This is a genomic window from Streptosporangium sp. NPDC002544 (assembly GCF_040295965.1).
GTDB lineage: Bacteria > Actinomycetota > Actinomycetes > Streptosporangiales > Streptosporangiaceae > Streptosporangium.
Window position 1 is genome coordinate 45588 of record NZ_JBEOWJ010000007.1, and the last position, 21926, is coordinate 67513.

The 21926-nt window shown below is 70.8% G+C and carries 19 protein-coding genes; 14 read left to right on the forward strand and 5 right to left on the reverse strand.

The window, feature by feature from the left end:
- Positions 1-50: 50 nt before the first annotated feature.
- A complete protein-coding gene (locus ABT061_RS12275) occupies positions 51-1376 on the forward strand; it encodes a hypothetical protein (protein ID WP_350915635.1) in 1326 nt (441 codons plus the stop codon).
- Positions 1377-1402: 26 nt separating this feature from the next.
- Here ABT061_RS12275 and ABT061_RS12280 read toward each other — a convergent pair whose 3' ends face one another.
- Complete coding sequence (locus ABT061_RS12280; RefSeq protein WP_350915637.1) at positions 1403-2026, reverse strand: TetR/AcrR family transcriptional regulator; 624 nt, start codon at positions 2024-2026, stop codon at positions 1403-1405.
- Between the two features lie 304 nt (positions 2027-2330).
- Between ABT061_RS12280 and ABT061_RS12285 the strand changes: the two genes are divergently transcribed.
- Both ABT061_RS12285 and ABT061_RS12290 read left to right on the forward strand, forming a co-directional pair.
- Positions 2331-2960, forward strand: a complete 630-nt coding sequence (locus ABT061_RS12285) for an HAD family hydrolase (protein WP_350915639.1) — start codon at positions 2331-2333, stop codon at positions 2958-2960.
- A gap of 90 nt (positions 2961-3050) precedes the next feature.
- A complete protein-coding gene (locus tag ABT061_RS12290; RefSeq protein ID WP_343982973.1) occupies positions 3051-3449 on the forward strand; it encodes a cold-shock protein in 399 nt (132 codons plus the stop codon).
- A 36-nt stretch (positions 3450-3485) separates the two neighbouring features.
- Here ABT061_RS12290 and ABT061_RS12295 read toward each other — a convergent pair whose 3' ends face one another.
- Entirely contained in the window at positions 3486-5096 is a 1611-nt protein-coding gene (locus tag ABT061_RS12295) for an MFS transporter (RefSeq protein WP_350915641.1), read from the reverse strand.
- A gap of 169 nt (positions 5097-5265) precedes the next feature.
- On the opposite strand from ABT061_RS12295, the gene ABT061_RS12300 reads away from it, so the two are divergent.
- Together ABT061_RS12300 and ABT061_RS12305 are read left to right on the forward strand one after the other, a co-directional pair.
- The gene (locus ABT061_RS12300) at positions 5266-6087 is read left to right on the forward strand and encodes a DUF3027 domain-containing protein (protein ID WP_343980863.1); all 822 of its coding nucleotides are present in this window, start codon (positions 5266-5268) and stop codon (positions 6085-6087) included.
- A 147-nt stretch (positions 6088-6234) separates the two neighbouring features.
- Complete coding sequence (locus ABT061_RS12305) at positions 6235-9351, forward strand: sacsin N-terminal ATP-binding-like domain-containing protein (protein ID WP_350915643.1); 3117 nt, start codon at positions 6235-6237, stop codon at positions 9349-9351.
- A gap of 151 nt (positions 9352-9502) precedes the next feature.
- Here the strand turns inward: ABT061_RS12305 and ABT061_RS12310 are convergent, their stop codons facing one another.
- Entirely contained in the window at positions 9503-9763 is a 261-nt protein-coding gene (locus ABT061_RS12310; RefSeq protein WP_350915645.1) for a DUF2530 domain-containing protein, read from the reverse strand.
- Positions 9764-9894: 131 nt separating this feature from the next.
- On the opposite strand from ABT061_RS12310, the gene ABT061_RS12315 reads away from it, so the two are divergent.
- The 4 genes from ABT061_RS12315 to thpR all read left to right on the forward strand — a co-directional run bounded on the left by ABT061_RS12315 (position 9895) and on the right by thpR (position 13984).
- Positions 9895-11364, forward strand: coding sequence for an NCS2 family permease (locus ABT061_RS12315; RefSeq protein WP_350915646.1), 1470 nt, complete (start codon positions 9895-9897; stop codon positions 11362-11364).
- A 193-nt stretch (positions 11365-11557) separates the two neighbouring features.
- The gene (locus ABT061_RS12320) at positions 11558-12019 is read left to right on the forward strand and encodes a MarR family winged helix-turn-helix transcriptional regulator (RefSeq protein WP_350915648.1); all 462 of its coding nucleotides are present in this window, start codon (positions 11558-11560) and stop codon (positions 12017-12019) included.
- A gap of 131 nt (positions 12020-12150) precedes the next feature.
- Entirely contained in the window at positions 12151-13455 is a 1305-nt protein-coding gene (locus ABT061_RS12325) for an MFS transporter (RefSeq protein WP_350915650.1), read from the forward strand.
- Positions 13412-13984 carry an RNA 2',3'-cyclic phosphodiesterase gene (gene thpR, locus ABT061_RS12330; RefSeq protein WP_350915652.1) on the forward strand — a complete coding sequence of 191 codons (573 nt, stop codon included), beginning with the start codon at positions 13412-13414 and terminating at the stop codon, positions 13982-13984. Before ABT061_RS12325 ends, thpR begins: the two co-directional genes overlap by 44 nt.
- 258 nt (positions 13985-14242) lie before the next feature.
- Here the strand turns inward: thpR and ABT061_RS12335 are convergent, their stop codons facing one another.
- Positions 14243-15211, reverse strand: a complete 969-nt coding sequence (locus ABT061_RS12335) for an aldo/keto reductase (protein WP_350915654.1) — start codon at positions 15209-15211, stop codon at positions 14243-14245.
- Between the two features lie 120 nt (positions 15212-15331).
- Between ABT061_RS12335 and ABT061_RS12340 the strand changes: the two genes are divergently transcribed.
- The gene (locus tag ABT061_RS12340) at positions 15332-16465 is read left to right on the forward strand and encodes a hypothetical protein (protein ID WP_350915656.1); all 1134 of its coding nucleotides are present in this window, start codon (positions 15332-15334) and stop codon (positions 16463-16465) included.
- A gap of 119 nt (positions 16466-16584) precedes the next feature.
- Here the strand turns inward: ABT061_RS12340 and ABT061_RS12345 are convergent, their stop codons facing one another.
- Entirely contained in the window at positions 16585-16962 is a 378-nt protein-coding gene (locus ABT061_RS12345; RefSeq protein WP_350915658.1) for an STAS domain-containing protein, read from the reverse strand.
- A 327-nt stretch (positions 16963-17289) separates the two neighbouring features.
- On the opposite strand from ABT061_RS12345, the gene ABT061_RS12350 reads away from it, so the two are divergent.
- The 4 genes from ABT061_RS12350 (at position 17290) to ABT061_RS12365 (ending at position 21857) form a co-directional block, all read left to right on the forward strand.
- Positions 17290-18315, forward strand: coding sequence for an NAD-dependent epimerase/dehydratase family protein (locus tag ABT061_RS12350; protein ID WP_350915660.1), 1026 nt, complete (start codon positions 17290-17292; stop codon positions 18313-18315).
- Positions 18316-18542: 227 nt separating this feature from the next.
- The gene (gene lhgD, locus ABT061_RS12355) at positions 18543-19733 is read left to right on the forward strand and encodes an L-2-hydroxyglutarate dehydrogenase (RefSeq protein ID WP_350915662.1); all 1191 of its coding nucleotides are present in this window, start codon (positions 18543-18545) and stop codon (positions 19731-19733) included.
- A gap of 10 nt (positions 19734-19743) precedes the next feature.
- Positions 19744-20475 (forward strand): response regulator transcription factor, encoded by a 732-nt coding sequence (locus ABT061_RS12360; RefSeq protein ID WP_350915664.1) that lies wholly within the window; start codon positions 19744-19746, stop codon positions 20473-20475.
- The gene (locus tag ABT061_RS12365; RefSeq protein ID WP_350916149.1) at positions 20475-21857 is read left to right on the forward strand and encodes a sensor histidine kinase; all 1383 of its coding nucleotides are present in this window, start codon (positions 20475-20477) and stop codon (positions 21855-21857) included. Before ABT061_RS12360 ends, ABT061_RS12365 begins: the two co-directional genes overlap by 1 nt.
- The last annotated feature ends 69 nt before the right edge of the window (positions 21858-21926 follow it).

Below are 21926 nucleotides of genomic sequence, written 5' to 3' on the forward strand. Positions count from 1 at the left end.
ATGGGGGAAGAAGCTCACGAGCGAGACGATGTCGAGAGAGGATGGCCAGTGTGACCGAGCGTGCCGACCAGCTCGTCCTGGACTACGTCAGCAAGGCGGCCGACGCCGCCCAGGGCGTGCTGCAGCCGAGGCAGCGGATCGACTTCGTCGCGGTGCTGCGCAGGCGGATCGACGCCGAGCGGGCGGGAACGGACGATCCGGCCGCGGTGGAGAGGGTGCTGGCCCGGTTCGGTGACCCCGCCGCGCTGGTCCGCCGCGAGCTGCGCCGCCTGGGCGCCCAGCCGCGCTCCCGGACCGCGGGCGTCGTCGCTCCGGCCATGCCCCTTGCCGCGCCCACACCGGACGATTCCGCCCCCGGTTCCGATCCGGCGGATTCCGGTGCGGCCGGCCGCGAGGCGCGGGACCCCGGCGAGACCGCACCGGGCGATCTCGGTGTCCCCGCTCCCCGCCGGCCCGCGCGGGGGCATCCGTACGCCTCGACGGGAGTCCCCTCGGATGCCGCCGAGCCCGCACCGGGCGATCCCGGCCTCTCGGCCGCTCGCGGGTCAGGGCGCAAGGACCAGGGGGCGTCACCGGTCACCCCCGACGACGACCCGGGTGGCGGATCGGGCGGTGGAGAGGACTCCGTGGACGAGTGGGAGGACATCGTGGAGGGCGATCCGCCGACCGAGGAGATACCACTCATACGGGATCTTTCGCCGCAGGAAGCGCAGGGAGCCCCGCCTGAGGCGCGGGAGGCCGCACCGGCGGCACCCGCGGCATCGGGAACGGCTCGGCCGGAGGCGGTGGAAGGGGCGTCGCCGGAAGCGCCGGGTGGGAGGCCGGAGGACACGGGGTCACGGGGCCAGCTGCCGCCCGGTGTGGTCAGGGGCATGCGGGCGGCAGAGGAGCTACTGGCCAGGCGCCGGGTACGCGGTCAGCGGGGGTGGCCGCGCCGGTGGAGCCCGGCCCGGTCGCGGGAGGACGTCGCCCCCGCCGCGCGTGACACCCGGGCGATCCTGCTGAGCCACCGGCGTGAGACGGTCGGCATGGGCCTGCTGGCCCTGGCCGGGCTGCTGATCCCCATCCCCCTCGCGCCGATCGCGATCTTCCGGATCCCGGTGCTGGTCTGGGCCGTCGCGGTGCTCGTTGTGATCGCCTGCCAGAGCTGGCACACCTCTGACAAGGTGCTCGGGTTGGCCGCTCCGATCGTGAGCTACACCCTCGGTGGCGGCCTGGTCGCCCTCGTCCGGGCCAGGAACGACCTCGGCACCGTGGTGGATGAGTTCTTCGGCATCAGCGGGCTCATGTTCCTGCTGGGCGCGGCATGGGGGGTCTTCTGGCTGGCCTGCCGCCTGCTCGATCCCGAGGTCATCGCGGGGCGGGGAGGCAGGTGACGCTCCGCGGGCCGTGCCGGGGGCTCTCAGCCGATGGCCTGGACCGCCGACCGGGGCAGCAGGCCGAGCGCGAGGCACACCCAGGCCGCGACGAAACGGTCGCGCTCCGCACGGCCGGGGGGTTCGCCCACGGTCTCCTCGAACAGCCGATAATGGACCACCGCCCCGCCGAGCACGGCACCGATGGCGGGCCAGTCGGCATCGGCCCCGGCGTACTCGGGCTGGGCGCGAAACCAGGTGGTGATCGCGTCGAACATGGGCTGTAGGAGGCCGTCGCGTACGGTCGCGACCAGCTCGGGGAACTGGCTCAGGTCGCGGAAGAACACGCGCGTGAGGTCTCTCTCCTCGCGGACCTTGGCCAGCCCGGACCTGCACAGCTGGGCCAGCCGCTCCTCGATCTCGATCGAGGTGTCGACGACGCTGAGTTCGGCCAGGCTCTCGGCGATCTGCGCCCGTGTTCTGGCCGCGTGCTCGTTCACCGCCGCGGCCAGCACCTCGTACTTGGACTTGAAGTGCCGGTAGAGACCACCGGCGCCCGGTGACAGCCCGGAGGCGGCCTCGATCTCGGCCACCGAGGTTGCCGAGTAGCCCCGCTCGGCGAACAGCCGCAGGGCCTCGTCGATGATCCGCTCGCGCGTTGATCTGGTCATTTCTCTGCCGATACCTCCACCATGACCCTATCCAGTGCCGACCATGCCGGGTCGCACCGCGCCGGTCCAAGCCCGTTGCGAGGGCACGCCGGCCGACCCGCCGAGAGGGCGTGCCGGCCGTCGGGCGCTCAGGGGGAACCGTCCGGGGAGGGACCGTTTGCCGGCGGATAAGTAAATCCTTCCGGTGCAGGGTTCCACAGTGGGCGGCGTCATGTACAACACTTGGGATTGGCCATATTTAGGGGGATTTGGCATTCTTTGAGGGCTTCTCGAAGAAACCTCTTCGAGTAGCTGACAAGGAGCGGTGAGTGACCCGATGAACTCGGTGGGATTCGACCTCGATCTGACGCTTGCCGACACCCGCGCGGGCATCGCCGCCGTTTACGACGAGGTGGCGTTGCGCACCGGCTTCTTCATCGACAGCGGCGCCGTGCTGGCCAGGCTGGGGCCGCCGCTGGAGTGGGAACTGGCCAACTGGATGCCCGCCGCCGAGGTCCCCGCGGCGGCCGACGTCTACCGGCGGCTTTACCCGTCGATCGCGGTCCCGGTCACCACCCTCATGCCCGGTGCGCGCGAGGCGGTCGACGCGGTACGGCGGGCCGGGGGCAGGGTCACCGTGGTGACGGGGAAGAACGCCCGCGACGCGGCGCACACCGTCGAGTTCCTCGGCCTGGAAGTGGACGAGCTCGTCGGATCGGTCTTCGGGGCGGCCAAGGGGCCCGCGCTCGCGACTTTCGGCGCCGCCGCCTATGTTGGAGATCATGTCGCGGACATCGAGGCGGCGCGAGCGGGAGGAGCCGTCAGCGTGGCGGTGGCAACGGGCGTCTATCCGGCGGTGGAACTGCGTGATCACGGAGCAGATGTGATCCTGGGCGATCTGACCGAGTTCGCCGAATGGTTCGACGGCTGGCGAACTCCCACGGCTCTTGTGTAATTCGGGCCCCAATACACGGTCGCTCTCGGCGCCCGCTGGGCATAACCTACATCCATTCCTTTTCACGACAGTCTGAACGAGGTCACCCCTGTGCCGAGTGGCAAGGTCAAGTGGTACGACGCCGACAAGGGTTTCGGTTTCCTCACCCGCGACGACGGCGGTGAGGTCTTCGTGCATTCTTCCGCGCTGCCCTCCGGCGTGGACTCCCTCAAGCCGGGCCAGAAGGTCGAGTTCGGTGTGGCCGAGGGGCGCCGCGGCCAGCAGGCGCTCTCGGTTCGAGTGATCGACCAGCCCCCCACGCTCGCCAAGACCGCCAAGCCCAAGGGCAAGCGCAAGAAGCCCGACGAGATGGTCGTCATCGTGGAAGACCTGATCAAGCTCCTGGACACGGTCTCCATGTCGTACCAGAAGGGCAAACACCCCGAGGCCACGCACGCGAAGAAGATCGCTGCCGTGCTCCGGGCGGTGGCCGACGACCTGGACGACTGACAGCCCGCCGACCGCCCGCCCCCCGCGTGCCCCGGCTCAGCCGTGGGGGGTGGTCAGCGGTCTGGTCCGCTTCTCCGTGGGGGCGTTCTCAGGCCGCACGACCACTGTGGCCGTCCCCGCGGCCCGCGGCCTGACCCACTCGGCGGACACCCCGTCCCGTGCGAACCGCTCTGTACCTTCGGCGGGACGAGGCGTGCCCGGACCCCGGGCGGCCTCGACCCTGGCGTCCACCTCCCGGACCCGCCTGCGGCGACGGACCAGCAGCCAGCCGAGCGAGCCCGCCAGCACCACGGTCATCAGGGCCAGCCCGGCCGATCCGCCGGCGAACAGCGAGAGCAGCAGCCCGATCAGGCCGCCCAGCACCCAGGAGATCTGCAGAAAGGCCTCCACCACGCCGAACGTGGACGAGCGCACCTCCTCGCCGATCTCCCGTTGCACGATCGCGTCCAGCGCGAGCTTGCCCAGGCCCTGGGCGAAGGCGGCCACCAGCGCGACCGCCACCGCGCTCCACAGCTGGAAGACGACCGCGGCCAGCACCGTGATCGTGGTCGTCACCGCGAGCGTGGCCAGCACGATGACCTGCGGGGAGTGGTTGCGCACCCAGGAGGCCACGGCCGTGCCCGCCAGCCCGCCGGCACCGGCGGCCACGGCCAGCACACCGATGGCGACCGTCGGCGGAAGGCCGGGCAGGTTCCTGTCCTGCACGAGGAAGAGCAGGTAGAAGAGGAGGAACCCGGAGTAGAGGCGGATGGCCACGTTGGCCCACATCGCCTCGGCCACCACCGGGCCCACGTTCAGCATCGTGCGCCAGCGGTGCGGCCGCTCCTCGCCGCTCTCGTCCAGCTCCTCCAGGTCGGGGGAGTCGACGTGGCGCGGGAGCCGTACGGCCAGCACACCCTGGAGCAGGAAGAGCACCGTCGCCCCGCGCAGCACCCACTCGGCGCCGAGCCAGGCGCTGACGCCCGCGCCGACCGGCACCGCGACGCCGGCCGTGACCAGCGCGAACAGGGCGACCCTCGCGTTGGCCGTGACCAGCGCGATGTCGGCGGGCAGCACGCTCGGCATGATCGCCGCGCGGGAGACGTTGTACGCCTTCGACAGCACCAGCACGGCCAGCGCCGCCGGGAAGATCGTGAACACGTCGCCGGGGACGATCGCCGCCGCCATCGCGAAGCAGAGCAGCCCGCGGCCGAAGAGGGTGCCGGCCATCACGAAGCGCCGCCCCGAGCGAAACCGGTCGAGGACCGGGCCGACGAAGGGCGCGACCACCACGAACGGAATCATCGTGATCAGCAGGTAGAGAGCGACCTGGCCGCGGGCCTCGTTCACCGGGAGCTTGAAGAGCGTCCCGGCCAGGGCCGCGGTGACCAGGGCGTCACCCGCGCTGTGCGCGGCGGTCAGCTCGATCAGCTGGCCCAGCCCGGTGCGGCCCGCGCCCTGGGCGTGGGTCAGTCGTCGCGCGGCCCTGCCCACTCGCTGGGTACCGTTGACCGCGCCCAGGGCCGCCCGCGTCGTCGCCCGGCCCGTGCCCCGGCCGGCGCGCGCGCCCGCTCGGCCCGCGGCGGCGGCCGACCTGCCGACCTGTCGAGAGGCGTCACTCACCGTCTTGCGAACCCGCTCCCACCCAGCTGCCACGTATCCAGTCATACCCGAAGGGTGGGGGAGTTGTCCGGTGCGCCTGGTCACTCCCCGGGCTAACGGGAGTCCGCGGTGCCGTTCGCTCCGGTCATGGGTGAGAATGAACTGTGAGCGCAGTGAGCGAGCGAGCCAGTAGGGACAGCAGCCGTCGTGCTGCGGGGCTGACGGGAGACGACTCGTGAGCCGGACTCGATCCCGCGCCGTGGTCCTTGACCAGGCGTGTGTCGCGGCCGTCGACCTGGCCCGTGCCGCGGTCGAGGAGAACGTCAGGCCGGGCGATGTGGGCGAGCACCTCGGGGTCGAGGGCGAGGGCGACCGTGTCGTCACCCACTACTTCGCATGTCTCGACCGCGCCTACCGCGGCTGGCGCTGGGCCGTCACCGTCGCCCGCGCCTCGCGGGCACGCAACGTGACGGTCAGCGAGGTCGTGCTCCTGCCGGGGGCGGGCGCGCTGATGCCGCCGCAGTGGGTGCCCTGGAGCGATCGTCTCCGCCCGGGGGACCTCGGCGTGGGCGACCTGCTGCCCACCTCGGAGGACGACGACCGGCTCGCGCCCGGCTTCACCGAGACCGGTGACGACTCCGACCAGCAGATGATCTTCGAGTACGGCCTCGGCCGGGCCCGGGTGCTCTCCCCGATCGGCCGCGACCGAGCCGTGCGGCGCTGGCACTCCGGCGAGTCGGGGCCGCACACCCCGCTCGCGCACGCCGCCCCCGCCCAGTGCTCCACCTGCGGTTTCTACTGGCCGCTCGCGGGTGCGCTGCGTACCGGCTTCGGCGTCTGCGCGAACGAGTACGCCCCCGACGACGGGCGGGTGGTCGCCGCCGACCACGGCTGCGGCGCGCACTCCGAGGCCGCGGTGCTGCCGCACCAGGTCGAGCCGACCGCGCCGATCCTCGACGATCTCTCGCTCTCGTACGACACCGCCGAGGACGTCCCGGAACCCGACCTGACCGGGTCGGTGGACGATACGGCCTCCGAGCCGCTCGGTCACTCCTGACCCGGCGCCGCCGGGTCTGTTCCGCCCCGCAGCCGCCCCCGCCGCCCATCCCAGCGGTCCGCCCGGCCGCCGCCGTTCGGGCGCGACTCCCGTGGTGTCCCGGCCGGGGTGCCTGGCCGCGTGGGCCCCGACCTTTGGAAGATCGCCTTGACTGACATCTTCGGCACCGAACGACTGCGCTCCACCGTCCTGGCCGCCTGGAAGGCGTCACCCGCGCGTTTCCGCGAGGACGCCAACGCGGAGGAGGACTTCGCGCTCGGCGGCTACCGTGACCGGCTGATCGTCGAGCTCGCCCAGAACGCCGCGGACGCCGCGCTCCGCGCCGGGGTGCCGGGAAGGCTACGTCTCTCGCTGCGCGAGGGTGTGCTGTCGGCGGCCAACATCGGCGCTCCCATCGACGCCCACGGGATCGAGGCGCTGTCCACGCTGCGCGTCTCCGCCAAGCGCGGCGACGCCCACGCGGCCGGCCGGTTCGGCGTCGGGTTCGCGGCCGTGGTGTCGGTCTGCGACGAACCGGTGATCGGCTCGCTCGGCTCAGGGGTCGTCCGCTGGTCCCGCGACCAGACCGCCGCCCTGGTGGCCGCCGAGCCCGAGCTGGCCAAGGAGCTCGCCGAGCGCGGTGGGCACGTCCCGCTGCTGCGCCTGCCCTTCCCCGCCGGCCCGGTCGAGATCCCCGCCGGGTTCGACACGCTCGTGCGGCTGCCGCTCCGGGACAGGGCGGCCGAGGACGCGGTCAGAACGATGTTGCGGGAGACCAGCCCGGCTCTGCTGCTGGGCCTGCCCGCTCTGGAGGTGATCGAGGTCGACCTGGACGGGGAGACGAGGATCGTCACCGCGGAGGGCTGGAAGGTCGTCTCGGCCTCCGGGCGGTTCACCCCCGAGCAGATGGCCGAGCTCTTCGCCGACCGCCCGACCGAGGAGCGCTCCCGGCCGCACTGGCTGGTCCGCTGGGCCGTACCCGTGAGCGAGGCGACCGGGGAGCCCCGGCCGCTGCCCGCGCCGGTGCCGCCCGTGGTGCACGCGCCCACGCCGAGTGACGAGCCGCTTGACCTGCCCGCGCTGTTGATCGCCTCGTTCCCGATGGCCACCGACCGGCGGCACGTAGCACCGGGCCCGCTGGCCGACTTCCTGGTCGAGCGCGCCGCGGACACCTACCTGGAACTGCTCACCGGCCTGCCGCGGACGCCCCGGCTCCTCGACCTCGTCCCCGGCCTGATGGGCAAGGGCGAGCTTGACGCGAGCATCCGCCGGGCGATCCTGCGCAGGCTCCCGGACGCCCCGCTGCTCCCCGCGCTCTCCCTGCCGGCCGACCAGGGTTCCGAGGCCGGAGCCTCGCCCCTGCTTCCCGACGACCTCGCGGAGAGCGCCGGCGCGGCCTGGGCTCCGCCCGCGGTCGGCGCGGACCTGGTCATCTCGGGGCGGCAGGCGTCCGTGGTCACGGCCACGGCCGAGCTGCTGGAGAGGGTCGCTCCGATGATCGGCGGGCTGCTGCCCGCGGGGTGGCCGTCACGGCATCCGGCGATCAACGCGCTCGGCGTCAGGCGGGTGCAGCTCTCCGACATCGTGGACATGCTCTCCGGCGACGCCGTCAAGGACAGGGATCCGGCCTGGTGGCGGTCGCTGTACGAGGTGCTGCCCGCCGACGACCCGGAGGCACTCGGCGCGCTGCCGGTGCCGCTCGCCGACGGCCGCCTGGTCAGGGGGCCGCGCGGCACGCTGCTGCTGACCGACGGCTCCGCGCTGGATCCGGCGGTCCTCGCCCCGCTCGGGCTGCGCGTGGTGCACCCGGACGCGGCCCACCCCCTCCTGCTCAGGCTCGGCGCGGGTGAGGCGACGCCCCGCACGGTCCTGGAGGATCCGCTGACCCGCTCCGCCGTCTCGGAGTCGCTGGAAAGCCCCGACCCGGAACCGGTGGCCCAGGCGGTGCTCGCGCTGGTCGACGCCGCGGGGCTGACCGCGGGCGACGCGCCCTGGCTGGCCGAGCTGGCGTTGCGCGGCGCCGACGGTGAGCTGTACCCGGCGGGCGAACTGCTCCTCGCCGACGGGGCGCTGGCCGGGCTGCTCGACGCGGAGACGCACTTCGGCACCGCCGCGCCCGAGCTGGTCGAGCGGTACGGCCGGAGGGTACTCGCCGCGGTCGGGGTGCTCGACGGCTTCGCCGTGGTCAACGATCACGACGTGATGATCGACCCGGACGAGTGCGACCACGACCTCGACCGCGAGGACGAGTGGCTGGAGACGGTCCTCGACCTGCTGCCCGAGATGAACGTGCCGCCGGTCGCCCGGGAGTTCTCCGCGGTCCGGGACCTGGAGTACGTCGCCGACTGGCCCGCCGCCCTCGCCCTGCTGTCCCGCCCGCCGCTCCGCTCGGTACTGCACCCGCTGCGGATCCTGGTGTCGGGGGAGATCGTGGAGGTCCCGTCCTACACCGCGTGGTGGCTCTCCACGCACCCGGTGCTCGGTGGCAGGCGCCCCACGCAGCTGCGGCTCCCGGCGGGTGACCCGCTGCTGTTCGGCCTGTACGGGGACGCCCCGGCGGATGTCGACGAGGCCGCGCTGGCGATGATCGGCGTCCGGAGCACGCTGGCCGACCTGCTCGCCTCCCACGGAGGTCCGGACGAGCTGCTCGATCTGCTGGGCGACCCCTCCGTGGAGGTCGACCGGGCGCAGCTCCGCTCCCTGTGGGTGGCCCTCGCCGCCGTCGACCCCGCCCGCGTCGCGCCCCCGCGCGCCGTCCGCGCGGTCCTGGGTGACGAGATCGTCGTCGTCGACGCCGCTGACGGCCGGCCGGTGTCCGCCGACGCCGGTTCGGGGAACGAGGGCGCGGGCGAGCCGGTCGTGGTCGAGGCGCCCGACCTGCTGCCGCTCGTCGCGGGACGGCCGTTGATCCTGGCCCCGTTCGACCTGGCGGAGGCGCTCTCCGAGCTGCTCGACCTGCCGCTGGCCGGTGAGGAGGCGGCCGGGGAGGTGACGTCCTCGGGCGAGGTCCGCGACGTCCCGCCCGCTGTACGGTCGCTGCTGCCGACCGCGCCCGCGAGCTACGTGGCGCACGAGCGGCTGCTGGTGGACGGTGTCCCCGCGGCCTGGCGGTTCTTCGAGGGCACGGTGCACGCCTCGGATGTGGAGGGGCTGGCGCGCGGGCTCGCCTGGGCGTCCGGCCAGTGGGGCGACCGGCTCGCGGTGGCGGCGCTGCTGCGCGATCCCGCGGCGGTGCCGCTGCTGCTCGCCGAGGCCGACCTGGACAGCTGGACCGCCTCGACCTAGGGGCTCGACGTAGGGCCCGGCCTGGACGATCATCTCGGGCGCGCGCCGGGTGACACGTCCGCCGAGCTTCGTCAGGTCACGCTCGCACCGGTTCCGGGCACGCTGCCGGAATCGGCGCGGGCGTGGCCGGCACGGGGACCGGCCGAGCGGCTCAGAAGGTCGCCGTGGTGGGCTCGATCGGACCCTCGGACGGGGGCGGGAGGCGGCTGTCGCGGCGGCGTACGAACCAGAGGCCGAAAAGGCCGCCGCAGATGCCCGACACGCACATCCAGATCCACCAGCGGTGCTCGGGGTCCGGCTGCACGACCAGGAGGACGACCAGGGCGACGGCCCACAGACCCGTACCCGTGAGGATCGTGAGCGTGTCGTTGGTCTTCAACGGCTGCAGATCCGGGCGTCGTGGCTGGTTCACGTGCTCCAGACTAGGCGACGGTGTCTCACTGTTCGCAAAACGGATTACGTGAAGGCGCGAATCCATCTCGAAACCATCACCATCGGCAACCGGGTCTTCCCGAAAGAGGCACTCGCTGTCACTCTGCGTGAGTGAAAGATAGTAAAACCTCCCAAATAAGTGGACTTGACCGTTTCTTCCACATCTCCGACCGGGGCTCCTCCGTGGGTCGGGAGGTGCGTGGTGGGTTCGCCACGTTCTTCACGATGGCCTACATCGTCGTGCTCAACCCGCTGATCATCGCTACCGTCCCGGACGTCGAGGGCCAGTTCATCGGCGACGGAAGTGTGCCCAACGTCCCGCTCGTCGCGGCCGGTACCGCCTTTGTGGCGGGAGTGCTCAGCATCCTGATGGGGGTCATCGGCAAGGTCCCCTTCGCGATGGCCGCGGGCCTCGGCCTGAACGCCTTCGTCACCTTCGGCATCGCCTCGCAGATGTCCTGGGAGTCGGCGATGGGCCTGGTGTTCCTGGAGGGCGTGATCATCGGGATCCTGGTGCTGACCGGGTTCCGCACCGCCGTGTTCAACGCCATCCCACCCCAGCTCAAGACCGCGATCAGCGTCGGCATCGGCCTGTTCATCGCCCTGATCGGTTTCGTGGACTCGGGCTTCGTCCGCCGGGTGGCCGCGGGGCCGCCCCTGGAACTCGGCATCGCGGGTTCGCTGGCCAGCTGGCCGATCTTCGTCTTCGTGGTCGGCCTGCTGCTGATGGTGGTGCTGGTGGCGCGTAAGACGAAGGGCGCCATCCTGATCGGCATCGTCGCCACGACGGTTCTCGCGATCATCGTCCAGGCCGTCACCAAGGTCGGCGCCGCGACGGTGCCGGGCCAGGACCCCAACCCGGCGGGCTGGCAGCTCGTCGTTCCGGAAATGCCCAAGGAGATCTTCGGGTTCCACAACCCGCTGGTGCTGTTCGCGGAGTTCGACCCGATCGGTGCCTTCGGCTCGGTCTCGGTCATCGTGGCCCTGCTGCTCATCTTCACCCTGCTGATCACCGACTTCTTCGACACCATGGGCACGATCGTGGGCGTCGGCAGCCAGGCCGGGTTGGTCAAGGAGGACGGCACCCTGCCCAGGACCAGGGAGATCCTCCTCGTCGACTCGATCGGTGCGGCGGCCGGAGGCGCGGCCTCCGTCTCCTCCAACACGACCTACATCGAGTCGGCCGCGGGTGTCGGCGAGGGCGCGCGCACCGGCCTCGCCAGCGTCGTCACCGGCGCCCTGTTCCTGCTGGCGATCTTCTTCTCACCGCTCGTCGCCGTCGTCCCCTACGAGGCCGCCGCCCCCGCCCTGGTCGTGGTCGGCTTCCTGATGATGACCTCGATCCGGGAGATCGACTTCACCGACTACGAGATCGCCATCCCGGCGTTCCTCACGATCGTCCTGATGCCGTTCACGTACTCGATCGCCACCGGTATCGGCGCGGGCTTCGTCACCTTCGTGCTGATCAAGCTGATCAAGGGCAAGGCCCGCGAACTGCACGCGCTGATGTGGATCGTCGCGGCGCTGTTCGCCGTCTACTTCGCCCTCGGCCCGATCAAGGCCCTGCTCAACCTGGGCTGAGAGTCGGCGCGGAAGCCGTCACGGTGCTCGACCCATGTCGGTCGCCGTGGCGGCTTTCGCGTGTCAAGGGCGACTGCTTCACGCCAAGATTGGCGAGCCCTGGCCGTCCGGCGCGCCGTACGGCCCGCGTCGAGAAGTAAACCCCTGGAGGGAATCACGTGCAGTCGTATATAGTTAGCAAAGGTAATGACTTATGATAACGAATCATCCCAGGAAGGACCACGTCGCGATCCTGCGAAGCGACGCCGGTCTGGCTTCGGCCCTGCGCGTGTCTCTGGCACGACTGAACAGGCGCCTGCGCAGGCAGGCCGCGGTGCACTCGCTGACGCCCACCCAGCTCGCGACCCTCGCCGCCGTGGAACGGCATTCCGGGATAACCCCCGGAGAATTGGCCGATCTAGAGAAGGTGCAACCGCCCTCGATGACCCGCGTGATCGCCGTGCTGGTCGAGCGGGGGCTGGTGTCGCGTACACCGCACCCGACCGACCGGCGCCAGGTGACCGTGAGCGTGACCGACCAGGGTTCGGCGCTGCTGAAGGAGGAGCGCCGTCTCAAGGAGGCGTGGCTGACGCGGCAGCTGAAGGAGCTGACACCCGAGGAGAGGGCGACGCTCAGGCAGGCGGCCCCGATACTGGAGAAGCTCAGCCGGATCTAGCCGACCCCGAGGAACCCGGGGCCCCGGCGGTCCCGAGTGACGCCGGGGCGTCCGCCGTGCCAGGCGGAAAGTCCAGGAGAAGGCTCGGACTGCGGGCGCGGATGCGGCGGCGGGCCGCGAGGGCCGCCACCGTGAACGAGCTCCAGGCCACCGAGAGCGGATCGGCCCAGGCCGTGCCCGAGACGCGGGACGGGATGTTCCGGTCGCTCCGCGTCTACAACTACCGGCTGTTCGCGGCCGGAGGCGTGGTCTCCAACGTCGGCACCTGGATGCAGCGCACTGCGCAGGACTGGCTGGTGCTCGACCTGACGAAGGGCAGCGCCGCCGCGCTGGGCCTGACCGTCGCGCTGCAGTTCCTGCCGCTGCTGCTGTTCGGCCTCTGGGGCGGCATGCTCGCCGACCGCTACCCCAAACGGTCGCTGCTGATCGTCTGCCAGTCGCTGATGGGCCTGCTCGCGCTCACCATGGGTGTGCTCACCGTGACCGGCTCGGCCCAGGTCTGGCAGGTGTACGTGATGGCCTTCATGCTCGGCCTCATCGCCTGTGTCGAGATACCGACCCGGCAGGCGTTCGTCGTCGAGATGGTCGGCCGCAAGGACCTGTCCAACGCGATCGCGCTGAACGCGTCGAGCTTCAACCTGGCCCGCGTGGTCGGCCCGGCCGTCGCCGGTGTCCTGATCCACGCGCTGGGGGGCACCGGCCCGATCTTTCTGATCAATTTCGTGTCGTTCGCCGCGGTGCTCAGCGGGCTGCTGCTGATGCGCACCTCCCAGCTGACCACCCCGGAACCGGTTCCCAGGGGGAAGGGCCAGCTCCGCGAGGGGCTGCGCTACGTGATGGAGCGCTCCGAGCTGCTCATGCCGATACTGCTGATCGCCTTCGTCTCGATGTTCACGCAGTCGTTCTCGATGTCGATAGCGCTGATGGCGCGCGAGGTCTTCGGGGCCGGGGCCTCCTCGTTCGGGCTCGCCTCCAGCATGTTCGCGGTCGGAGCGCTGGCGGGTGCCCTCGTGGCGGCGCGGCGGGTCAAGCCGAGCAGGCGCCTGCTGGTCGGCGGCGCCGTCGCGTTCGGCCTGTTCCAGATCGCCAGCGGCCTGGCACCCTGGTATCCGCTCTACCTGATCCTGCTCGTGCCCACCGGCGTCGCGCTGATCTCGATAAACACCGCGGCCAACGCCAGCGTGCAGCTGGCCACCTCGCCGGAGATGCGCGGCCGGGTGATGGGGATCTACGTGCTCGTGTTCACCGGGGGAGCCCCCCTCGGCGCGCCGCTGCTCGGCTGGATCTCCGAGCTGGGCGGGGTGCGTACCGGAGTCGTGATCGGCGGGGTGCTCACCCTGATCGGCGCCGCTGCGGCGACAATGCTGACAAGGCTGATCAGCAGGAGGTCGCATGCGGCTGTTCGTGGGATTACCGCCGCCGGCGCCGGCGCGTGATGAGCTCGTCCGCGCCCTCGAACCTCACCTGGTGCGATGGCCGGGGCTGCGCTGGCTGGACGCGGAGAACTGGCACGTGACGCTGGCGTTCCTGGGGGAGGTGCCCGACCGGGTGCTGCCCGAGCTGCGGACGCGCCTCGCCAGGGCGGCCGCGCGGCACGCTCCGATGACGCTGTCCTTCGCCGGCGCCGGCGCGTTTCCCTCGGCGGGCAGGGCCCGGGTCTTCTGGACCGGGCTGTGCGGTGACCTCCCCCGGCTGGGCCGCCTGGCCGACTCCGTGGCGGCCGGGGCGCGCCGCGCCGGAGCCGGACAGGCGGAGCACCGGAGGTTCACACCGCATCTGAGTCTGGCCAGATGCCGCCCCGAGACGGACATCGGTCCCCTGGTCGAGGCGTTCGGGCCGTTCTCCGGCACCGAGTGGGAACTGGAGACGGTGCACCTGATACGGAGCAACCTCGGAGCCAGGGTTCGCTACGAAACGGTTGAGGAATGGGACCTGGCGGCACGGGCACCTCGTGGGCAGGGCTAGGCTCCAGGGCGTGGATCGTCCCCGTCGCTGGCTGCTGCCCACGGTGCTCGTGCTTCTCGTGCTCCTCGTGGTGATCGGCGCACTCGTGTCCTAGGCCCCGTGTCCCTTGGATCTGCAGGCGGGGCCTCGTCGGTCACCGCGCCTCACGAGAGGCCCGCTGACCGAGCCTGGCCACGGCGAGATCCGCGGGACAGGGGCTCTGGCCGCCCACCGGCGGCTTGCCCGGCGATCTCGCGGGGGTCACCGTTCGGGCACCGCCTACCAGGCGTACTCCTCCGGCGCCGTCTTGAAGCCGGGGAAGATCTCGTCCAGGCGGGTCAGGGCCTTCTCGTCCAGCGCGATCTCCAGCGCCTTGGTGGTGCCGTCGAGCTGGTCGAGCGTGCGCGGCCCGATGATCGGCGCGGTGACGACCTGCTGGTGGAGCAGCCAGGCCAGCGCGAGGTTGGCCGGGTCCACACCGAGCTCGTCCGCGAACGCCTCGTAGCGCTCGATCTTGTCGCGGTGCTTCTCCAACTGGGCGGTGATCTGCTCCGAGGCCGACCGGCCCTTGTCGATCTTCTTGAGGATGCCGCCGAGCAGGCCGCCCGCGAGCGGGCTCCACGGGATCAGACCCAGGCCGTAGTCCTCGGCCGCCGGGATGACCTCAAGCTCGGGGGCGCGGACGATCAGGTTGTAGTGGGACTGCTCGGAGACCAGGCCGAGAGTGTTGCGCCGCCGCGCGCTCTCCTGGGCCTTGGCGATGTGCCAGCCCGCGAAGTTGGACGACCCCACGTACAGGATCTTGCCCTGCTGCTTGAGGATGTCCATGGCCTCCCAGAACTCCTCGAACGGGGTGTTCCGGTCGATGTGGTGTGCCTGGTAGAGATCGATGTAGTCGGTCTGCATCCGCTTCAGCGACGCGTCGGCGGCGCGCCGGATGTTGAGCGCGGACAGGCGACCCTCATTGGGCCAGTCGCCCATGTCACCGTAGAGCTTCGTGGCGATCACCGTCTTCTCGCGGCGCTCGCCTCCCTTGGCGAACCATCGGCCGATGATCTTCTCGGTGATGCCCTCGCCCTTCTTCCAGCCGTACACGTTGGCCGTGTCGAAGAAGTTGATCCCCAGCTCATGGGCGTGGTCCATGATCGCGAAGGAGTCTTCCTCCGAGGTCAAGGGGCCGAAGTTCATCGTGCCCAGGCAGAGGCGGCTGACCTTCAGGCCGGTACGGCCAAGCTGCGTGTATTCCATGCGCCCCACACTAAATACCTGGAGTGCACTCCAGGCGAGAGGAATCAGCGGGGAAATCCGTGTCGGCCGGCCCCGTCGCGTCTGTGCTGCCCGCCGGTCCCGCCGGGGCATGATGGCTGGATGCTGAGTAAGCCGGGGGAAGTCTTGGTTCGCGCGTTCGCGGTGGTCGGCCTGACCGCGGCCATGGCCTTCACGGGGCAGAGCGCATCGGTGGGCGACGGGCGGGCGGCATGGGCCGACGCGGGTCAGGGCGCGGGGCAGGGGGTGCGGGCGGACGGTGAGGAGCGGATGCTCTTTCGCTTCAAGGACAGCCGGATCAGCGAGTCGAGCGGGCTGGCGGTCTCGCCGACCCACGAGGACGTCTACTACACGCACAACGACAGCGGCGCCGGGCCGGTCTTCTACGCGGTCGGTCCCAACGGTCAGACCCGCGCGACCTTCACCCTGCGGGGGGCGGAGGCCCGCGACTGGGAGGGCATGGCCGCCTCCATCGACCAGAAGACCGGCCGGGGGGTGCTCTGGTTCGCGGACATCGGCGACAACTTCGACGGGGCCTGGCCCGATATCTCGGTATACAAGGTCGCGGAGCCCACGGTGCTGAGCGACGCCGTCGTCCCCGCCGTGCGCTACCGCTTCCGCTACGAGGACGGCGGGCACAACGCGGAGGGCGTCATGGTGAACCCCCGCACCGGGCGCCTCTACATCGTGACCAAGCAGTTCGCCGGCGCCGTCTACGAGGCACCGAAACGGCTGCGCACCGACAGGGTCAACGTGCTCCGCAAGGTCGGCCCGGCGCCCATCATGGCCACCGACGCCGCCTACGCTCCCGACGGGTCGAGCTTCGTGATCCGGACCTACTTCTCCGCCACGGTCTACCGTGCTCCCGGCGAACAGATCACCCGGGTGACGATGCCGCAGCTGGAGCAGGCCGAGTCGATCACCTACACGCGTGACGGCAGGTACCTGCTGACCGGTAGCGAGGGGAAGCGTAGCCCGGTCTACCAGGTGCCGCTGCCCGAGGAGGTTCTCCGTGAGGCGGCTCCGGAACCCACGACCGCCCTGCGGCGGGCGGCTCCCGCACCGGCTCCCACGCCGGATCCCGAACTGGCCTCCACGCCGGTCGCCGGGGCGAAGGCCGAACAGGGCGACACCGGCGAGGACGCGGGGGTGCCGACCTCGGCCGTGCTTCTCTGGCTGGCCATCGCCGCGGGCGCGACGGGCACCATCACCTTGATCGCCCGTAACACCCGCTGAGAGACGATCGGGCCGTCTCGGCTGGTTCAGTCGGGAAGTTGTGGGTGGTGGGGGGAGGTGTGGGCCAGTTTGATCGTCCGCAACGTCTGCTGAGAGGTGATCGGGCCGTCTTGGCTGGTTCAGTCGGGAAGTTGTGGGTGGTGGGGGGAGGTGTGGGACAGGGAGGCCGCCACGTCGGCGTCGATGGGAAACCAGGCGTACAGCCCGGTTATCTGCAGAAGACGTTCCAGGACGTCCGACACCTCCGCCAGCCGCAACCAGCCGCCCGCCTCCGAGGTCATGCGCACGCCGCTGAGAAGCACCCGCAGCCCGGTGGAGTCGCAGAAAGTGATCTTCTGGGCGTCGACGACGATACGGGGGTGGTATTCGGAGACCAGCCGCTCGATGGTCTCCCTGAGTAGCTCGCTGGAGTTACGGTCGATATCGCCCGCGACGCTGATCACGGTGCAGCCGGCACGCTCGTGGTGGTCGACGCCGATGGAGAGTTCTCTGCTCATCGCCTCGCATTTCCACCCGGTGAAGCTGTCGGTTTCGGCTGTCGTCCGACCTGATCAAGGTATACCCCGCCGGACCGCCGGGGTGGGCGACGGGCGGGAGACATGTGCGTAACGGCTACGAGGACCATCGCTCGTCTCCCGTGCCGCCGACCGGTCCGGAACGTGACCCCATGCCGAAGATGAATGACCGCATCCAGATTTATTGCCCTGACATATTCGGGTATTCCTCAACCGTCCCGGATGGATTTCCGGCAATAGGCAATGATGGTTAAGAACCAGAGGGGTTATCCCTTCTCTTCCAGTGAGGATTGCCGATAACTTTCGAAGATGCGCGTTCTGGTAACCGGGGCATCAGGTTTCGTCGGCTCGCATGCGGTCGCCGCGCTTCTCGCCGACGGGCACGAGCCGCTTCTTCTCATACGCAATCCAGAGAGAACGCGCGAAGTGCTGGCCGGTGTCGGGGTGACGGATCCGGTTCCCCTGCACAGGGCCGATATCCGCGACACTGCGGCCGTGCGGGACGGGCTCGAACAGTGTGACGCGGTCATTCACGCCGCCGCGGAAATCGGGGTCATCGGCCGTGTCGGTGACCTGGCCGGTACGAATGTGACCGGAGCGAAGAACGTCCTCGGGCAGGCCGTCGAACTCGGTCTCGACCCGGTCGTGCACATCTCGAGCATCGGTGTCTTCGTGCCCCCGACCGGCCCGGTGATCACGACCGAGAGTCCGCTTTCCACGCCGAGGAACGAGTACGGCAGAAGCAAGATCTCCGCCGAGCACTACGCCAGGCGGCTTCAGGAACAGGGGATGCCGGTCACGATCGTCTACCCGGCGGCGGTCGCCGGACCGTGCCAGCCCGCGCTGGACGCGCTGATGGACGGGCTGCGCGCGGGGCTGGAACAGGGATGGCCGATCACCGCCGGTGGCGTCGGCGTCGTCGACGTACGGGATCTGGCTCTCATACTCGCCCGCTGCCTCGAACCGGGGCGGGGACCTCGCCGGTTCATGCTGGGCGGGCACTACCTCACCTGGGCGCAGCTCGCCGACGTCTGCGACGAGGTGACCGGGAACCGCTGCCGGAGGTTCCGGGTCCACCGCTCGGTGCTGCGCGGCGCGGCGGCCGTGGTCGACGCGATGAAACTGATCAAGGAGATCGACTACCCGCTGACCAGGGACGCCGTCGAGATGATGGTCACGATGGTCCGCGCGTACGACACCCCGACCCTTGAGGCGCTCGGCGTGGGGCTGCGGCCGGTCCAGGAGACCGTCACCGACTCGCTGCGCTGGCTGGCGCAGGAAGGGCATCTCGGTCTGGACAAGGTCGGCAGGCTGGCGGGTAGTGTCACGCGGTAACGCGATCCCTCCAGCGCGACAGGGGTGGCGGCGGTGACCACCTCACAGTCAGGAGTCGACGATGGACGTCGGGTTGGCCGTGGCCGGTTCGCGGGTGGGCGTCGGCGATGGGTGCCGGGGTCGAGGTGTGGGCGGGGGACGGCGATGAACGTCGGTCTGGCCGTGGCCGGTTTGTGGGTGGGTGTCGGCGATGGGTGCCGGGGTCGAGGTGTGGGTGGGGGGTGGCGATGAACGTCGGGGTCGTCGGTGCGGGGATCGTCGGTCTGGCCGTGGCCAGGGAGGTGGCGCTGACCCGCGGGGCCAGAGTGACGGTGCTGGACAAGGAGGACCGCGTCGGAGCCCACCAGACCGGGCACAACAGCGGCGTCGTCCACGCCGGGATCTACTACCGGCCCGGCTCGCTCAAGGCCACGCTCTGCCGTGAGGGCGTGGCACTGCTGCGGCAGTACTGCGCCGAGCACCGTATCCCCTACGACGAGGTCGGCAAGCTCGTCGTCGCCTCGACCTCGGCCGAGCGGCCCGAGCTGCGGCGGATCGCCGAGCGGGCCCGTGCGAACGGGGTTCCCGGCATCGCCGAGCTGGACGCGCTGGCCCTGCGGGAGGTCGAGCCGCACACCGTCGGCACGGGTGCCGTGCACTCCCCGCGCACCGCGATCGCCGACTTCCCCGCCGTCGCCAGGCGTCTGGCCGCGGATGTGGAGGAGAACGGCGGATCGGTGCTGCTCTCACACCCGGTGCGCGCGGTACGGGAGACCGCGAGCGGGGTGAAGGTCCTGGCGGGGGAGCGGACGCTGAGCTTCGACCGGCTGATCGTCTGTGCCGGGCTCGGTACCGACACCGTCGCACGGATGGTCAAGGCCGCCGGGGACGTGCGGATCGTCCCTTTCCGCGGTGAGTACTACGCGCTGGCCGGCGCGGCGAAGGACCTGGTCCGAGGGCTCGTCTACCCGGTTCCCGACCCCCGCTACCCGTTCCTCGGCGTGCACCTGACCCGCAGGATCGACGGTGAGGTGCTGGTCGGCCCCAACGCGGTCATGGCGTTGGCGCTGGAGGGCTACTCCTGGCGGGACGTCGACCTGGTGGAGCTGGGCCGGATTCTGGCCTGGCGTGGCACCCGGCGGCTGGCCGCCCGGCACTGGCGGACCGGGATCAGGGAGGTGACCGGTTCGATGGGCAGGAGGTCGTTCCTGAAGGCCGCGCGCCGCTACGTCCCGGCCCTGACCGCCGCCGACCTGGTCAGGACCACCGGCGGCGTTCGCGCACAGGCCGTGGACGCCTCCGGCGGCATGCTGGACGACTTCGCGATCGACGTGCACGGCCGCGTCGCCCTCGTGCGCAACGCCCCCTCACCGGCGGCAACCTCCAGCCTGGCCATTGCCAGACATATTGTGGGGTTAGCCTCTGTGTTGACCAGTTAACTGCTTTCTCATGTGGGCCGGTGAAAATAGACCAGTGACCGACTCACCCGAGGCACGTCTGCTGATCGTCGAGGACGAGCCGAACATCCTTGAGCTTCTGGCCGCGAGCCTGAGGTTCGCCGGGTTCGGCGTCAACACGGCGGGCAACGGCACGGACGCCGTCGCCGCCGTCCAGCGGCACCGGCCCGATCTCATCGTGCTTGACGTGATGCTCCCGGACATGGACGGCTTCGACGTCGTACGGCGTCTGCGCGGTGGTGGCAGCGACACCCCCGTGGTCTTCCTCACCGCGCGCGACGCCACCGAGGACAAGATCCGGGGGCTGACCCTGGGCGGGGACGACTACGTGACCAAGCCGTTCAGCCTGGAGGAGGTCGTGGCCCGGATCAGGGCGGTGCTGCGCCGTACCGGCTCCGGCGACCTCGCCCCCCGCCAGCCCCGGCTCAACTTCGCGGACGTCGAGCTCGACGAGGAGAGCCACGAGGTGTGGCGCAAGGGCAAGGCGGTGGCACTGTCCCCCACGGAGTTCAAACTGCTCCGCTACTTCATGGCGAACGCGGGGCGGGTGCTGTCCAAGGCCCAGATTCTCGACCACGTGTGGGACTACGACTTCCGGGGCGATGTCGGGATCGTGGAGTCCTACGTCTCCGTGCTCCGTCGCAAGATCGACAACACGGACCCGCGGCTGATCCACACGCTGCGTGGCGTCGGATACGTGTTGCGCCTGCCGCCGACGCCGTGATGCTCAACGCGACCCCGCTGCGGGTGAAGCTGATCGCCGTCATCCTGGCCCTGCTGACGATCGCGCTCACCCTCATCGGGATCGGCAGTGTCTCGATCATGCGTGGTTACCTGATCGACCGCGTCGACACCCAGATCGACATGATGGTCGACACCGCGCTGCGCCGGATGAACCGGGGAGTCATACCGATCGGCAAGCCGCTGTCGCCCGACGCGAGGTTGGAGCTCCGCGGCTCCAGCGGCAGGACCTTCGACGTCTACAGCGGCGCCGACGTGGAGGGCAAGCCGGGGCCGTCGGTGCCTCAGGGCCAGGACAACCGGCCGTTCGACAGCGGCGACTGGCGAGCTCGCGCGGTCCCGTTGAACGGCGGTGGAAATCTCGTCGCCGCCGTGGACATGGCCGAGGTCCGGCAGATCGTCGGCCAGCTGGCGCTGGTGGAACTTCTCGGCGGTGGCGGTCTGATGCTGATGCTCGCCGGGGCCGGGATTTTGATCATCCGCAGGAGCCTGCGCCCGCTGGAGGAGATCGAGCGCACCGCCGAGGCCATCGCCGCCGGAGACCTGAGCCGCCGGGTCCCCGATGCCGACCCGCGCACCGAGGTGGGCCGCCTCGGCCGGTCGCTCAACGGCATGCTCGCCCAGATCGAGACCGCCTTTCGGGCCCGTTCGGAGTCGGAGTCCTCGGCTCGCAGGTCGGAGGAGCGCATGCGAAGGTTCGTGGCGGACGCCTCGCACGAGCTCCGCACGCCGCTGACCTCGATCCGGGGGTTCGCCGAGTTCTACCGGCAGGGGCCGGGAATCGACGCCGCGCCGCTGATGCGCCGGGTCGAGTCCGAGGCGGTCAGGATGGGCCTGCTCGTCGACGACCTGTTGATGCTCGCCCGAATGGACCAGCAACGGCCGCTGGTCATGCGCCCGGTCGACCTGCTCGCCATCGCCGCCGACGCCGTCCACGACGCCCGCATCCTCGCCCCCGAGCGCGAGGTCACGCTCTCGGTGGACGGTTCCGCGCTCATCGTCTCCGGCGACGAGGTACGGCTCCGCCAGGTCGTGGGCAACCTCATGACCAACGCGCTCACCCACACTCCCGAGCGGACCCCCGTGCGGGTGGCGCTCTCCGCCGATGACGGGATGGCCGTCATCGAGGTCGCGGACGAGGGGCCCGGCCTCACCTCCGAGCAGCGCGAACGCGTTTTCGAGCGGTTCTACCGGGTCGACTCCGCCCGGGGGCGCCGCGCCCCCGAGGACGGCGGGAGCGGGCTCGGCCTGGCCATCGTGGCCGCGATGGTCGAGGCCCACGGCGGCAGCGTCGCCGTGGACTCGGAACTCGGCAAGGGCGCGACGTTCCGGGTGCTTCTTCCCCTCGCCCCCGAGTCCGACTGACCTCCCGTCCGGTACGACGCAGTCTGTTCGGGGTGGGGCCGGGGTGTGGCGGCCCCACCCCGGCTCTCG

What these genes read in the sequence shown, in the direction of transcription:
- ABT061_RS12280 (WP_350915637.1), bottom strand. Translation starts at nt 2,026, where the DNA reads ATGACCAGATCAACGCGCGAGCGGATCATCGACGAGGCCCTGCGGCTG.
- ABT061_RS12335 (WP_350915654.1), bottom strand. Translation starts at nt 15,211, where the DNA reads ATGGAATACACGCAGCTTGGCCGTACCGGCCTGAAGGTCAGCCGCCTC.
- ABT061_RS12320 (WP_350915648.1), top strand. Translation starts at nt 11,558, where the DNA reads ATGATAACGAATCATCCCAGGAAGGACCACGTCGCGATCCTGCGAAGC.
- ABT061_RS12360 (WP_350915664.1), top strand. Translation starts at nt 19,744, where the DNA reads ATGTGGGCCGGTGAAAATAGACCAGTGACCGACTCACCCGAGGCACGT.
- ABT061_RS12350 (WP_350915660.1), top strand. Translation starts at nt 17,290, where the DNA reads ATGCGCGTTCTGGTAACCGGGGCATCAGGTTTCGTCGGCTCGCATGCG.
- ABT061_RS12365 (WP_350916149.1), top strand. Translation starts at nt 20,475, where the DNA reads ATGCTCAACGCGACCCCGCTGCGGGTGAAGCTGATCGCCGTCATCCTG.
- ABT061_RS12295 (WP_350915641.1), bottom strand. Translation starts at nt 5,096, where the DNA reads ATGACTGGATACGTGGCAGCTGGGTGGGAGCGGGTTCGCAAGACGGTG.
- ABT061_RS12345 (WP_350915658.1), bottom strand. Translation starts at nt 16,962, where the DNA reads ATGAGCAGAGAACTCTCCATCGGCGTCGACCACCACGAGCGTGCCGGC.
- thpR (WP_350915652.1), top strand. Translation starts at nt 13,412, where the DNA reads ATGCGGCTGTTCGTGGGATTACCGCCGCCGGCGCCGGCGCGTGATGAG.
- lhgD (WP_350915662.1), top strand. Translation starts at nt 18,543, where the DNA reads ATGAACGTCGGGGTCGTCGGTGCGGGGATCGTCGGTCTGGCCGTGGCC.
- ABT061_RS12340 (WP_350915656.1), top strand. Translation starts at nt 15,332, where the DNA reads ATGCTGAGTAAGCCGGGGGAAGTCTTGGTTCGCGCGTTCGCGGTGGTC.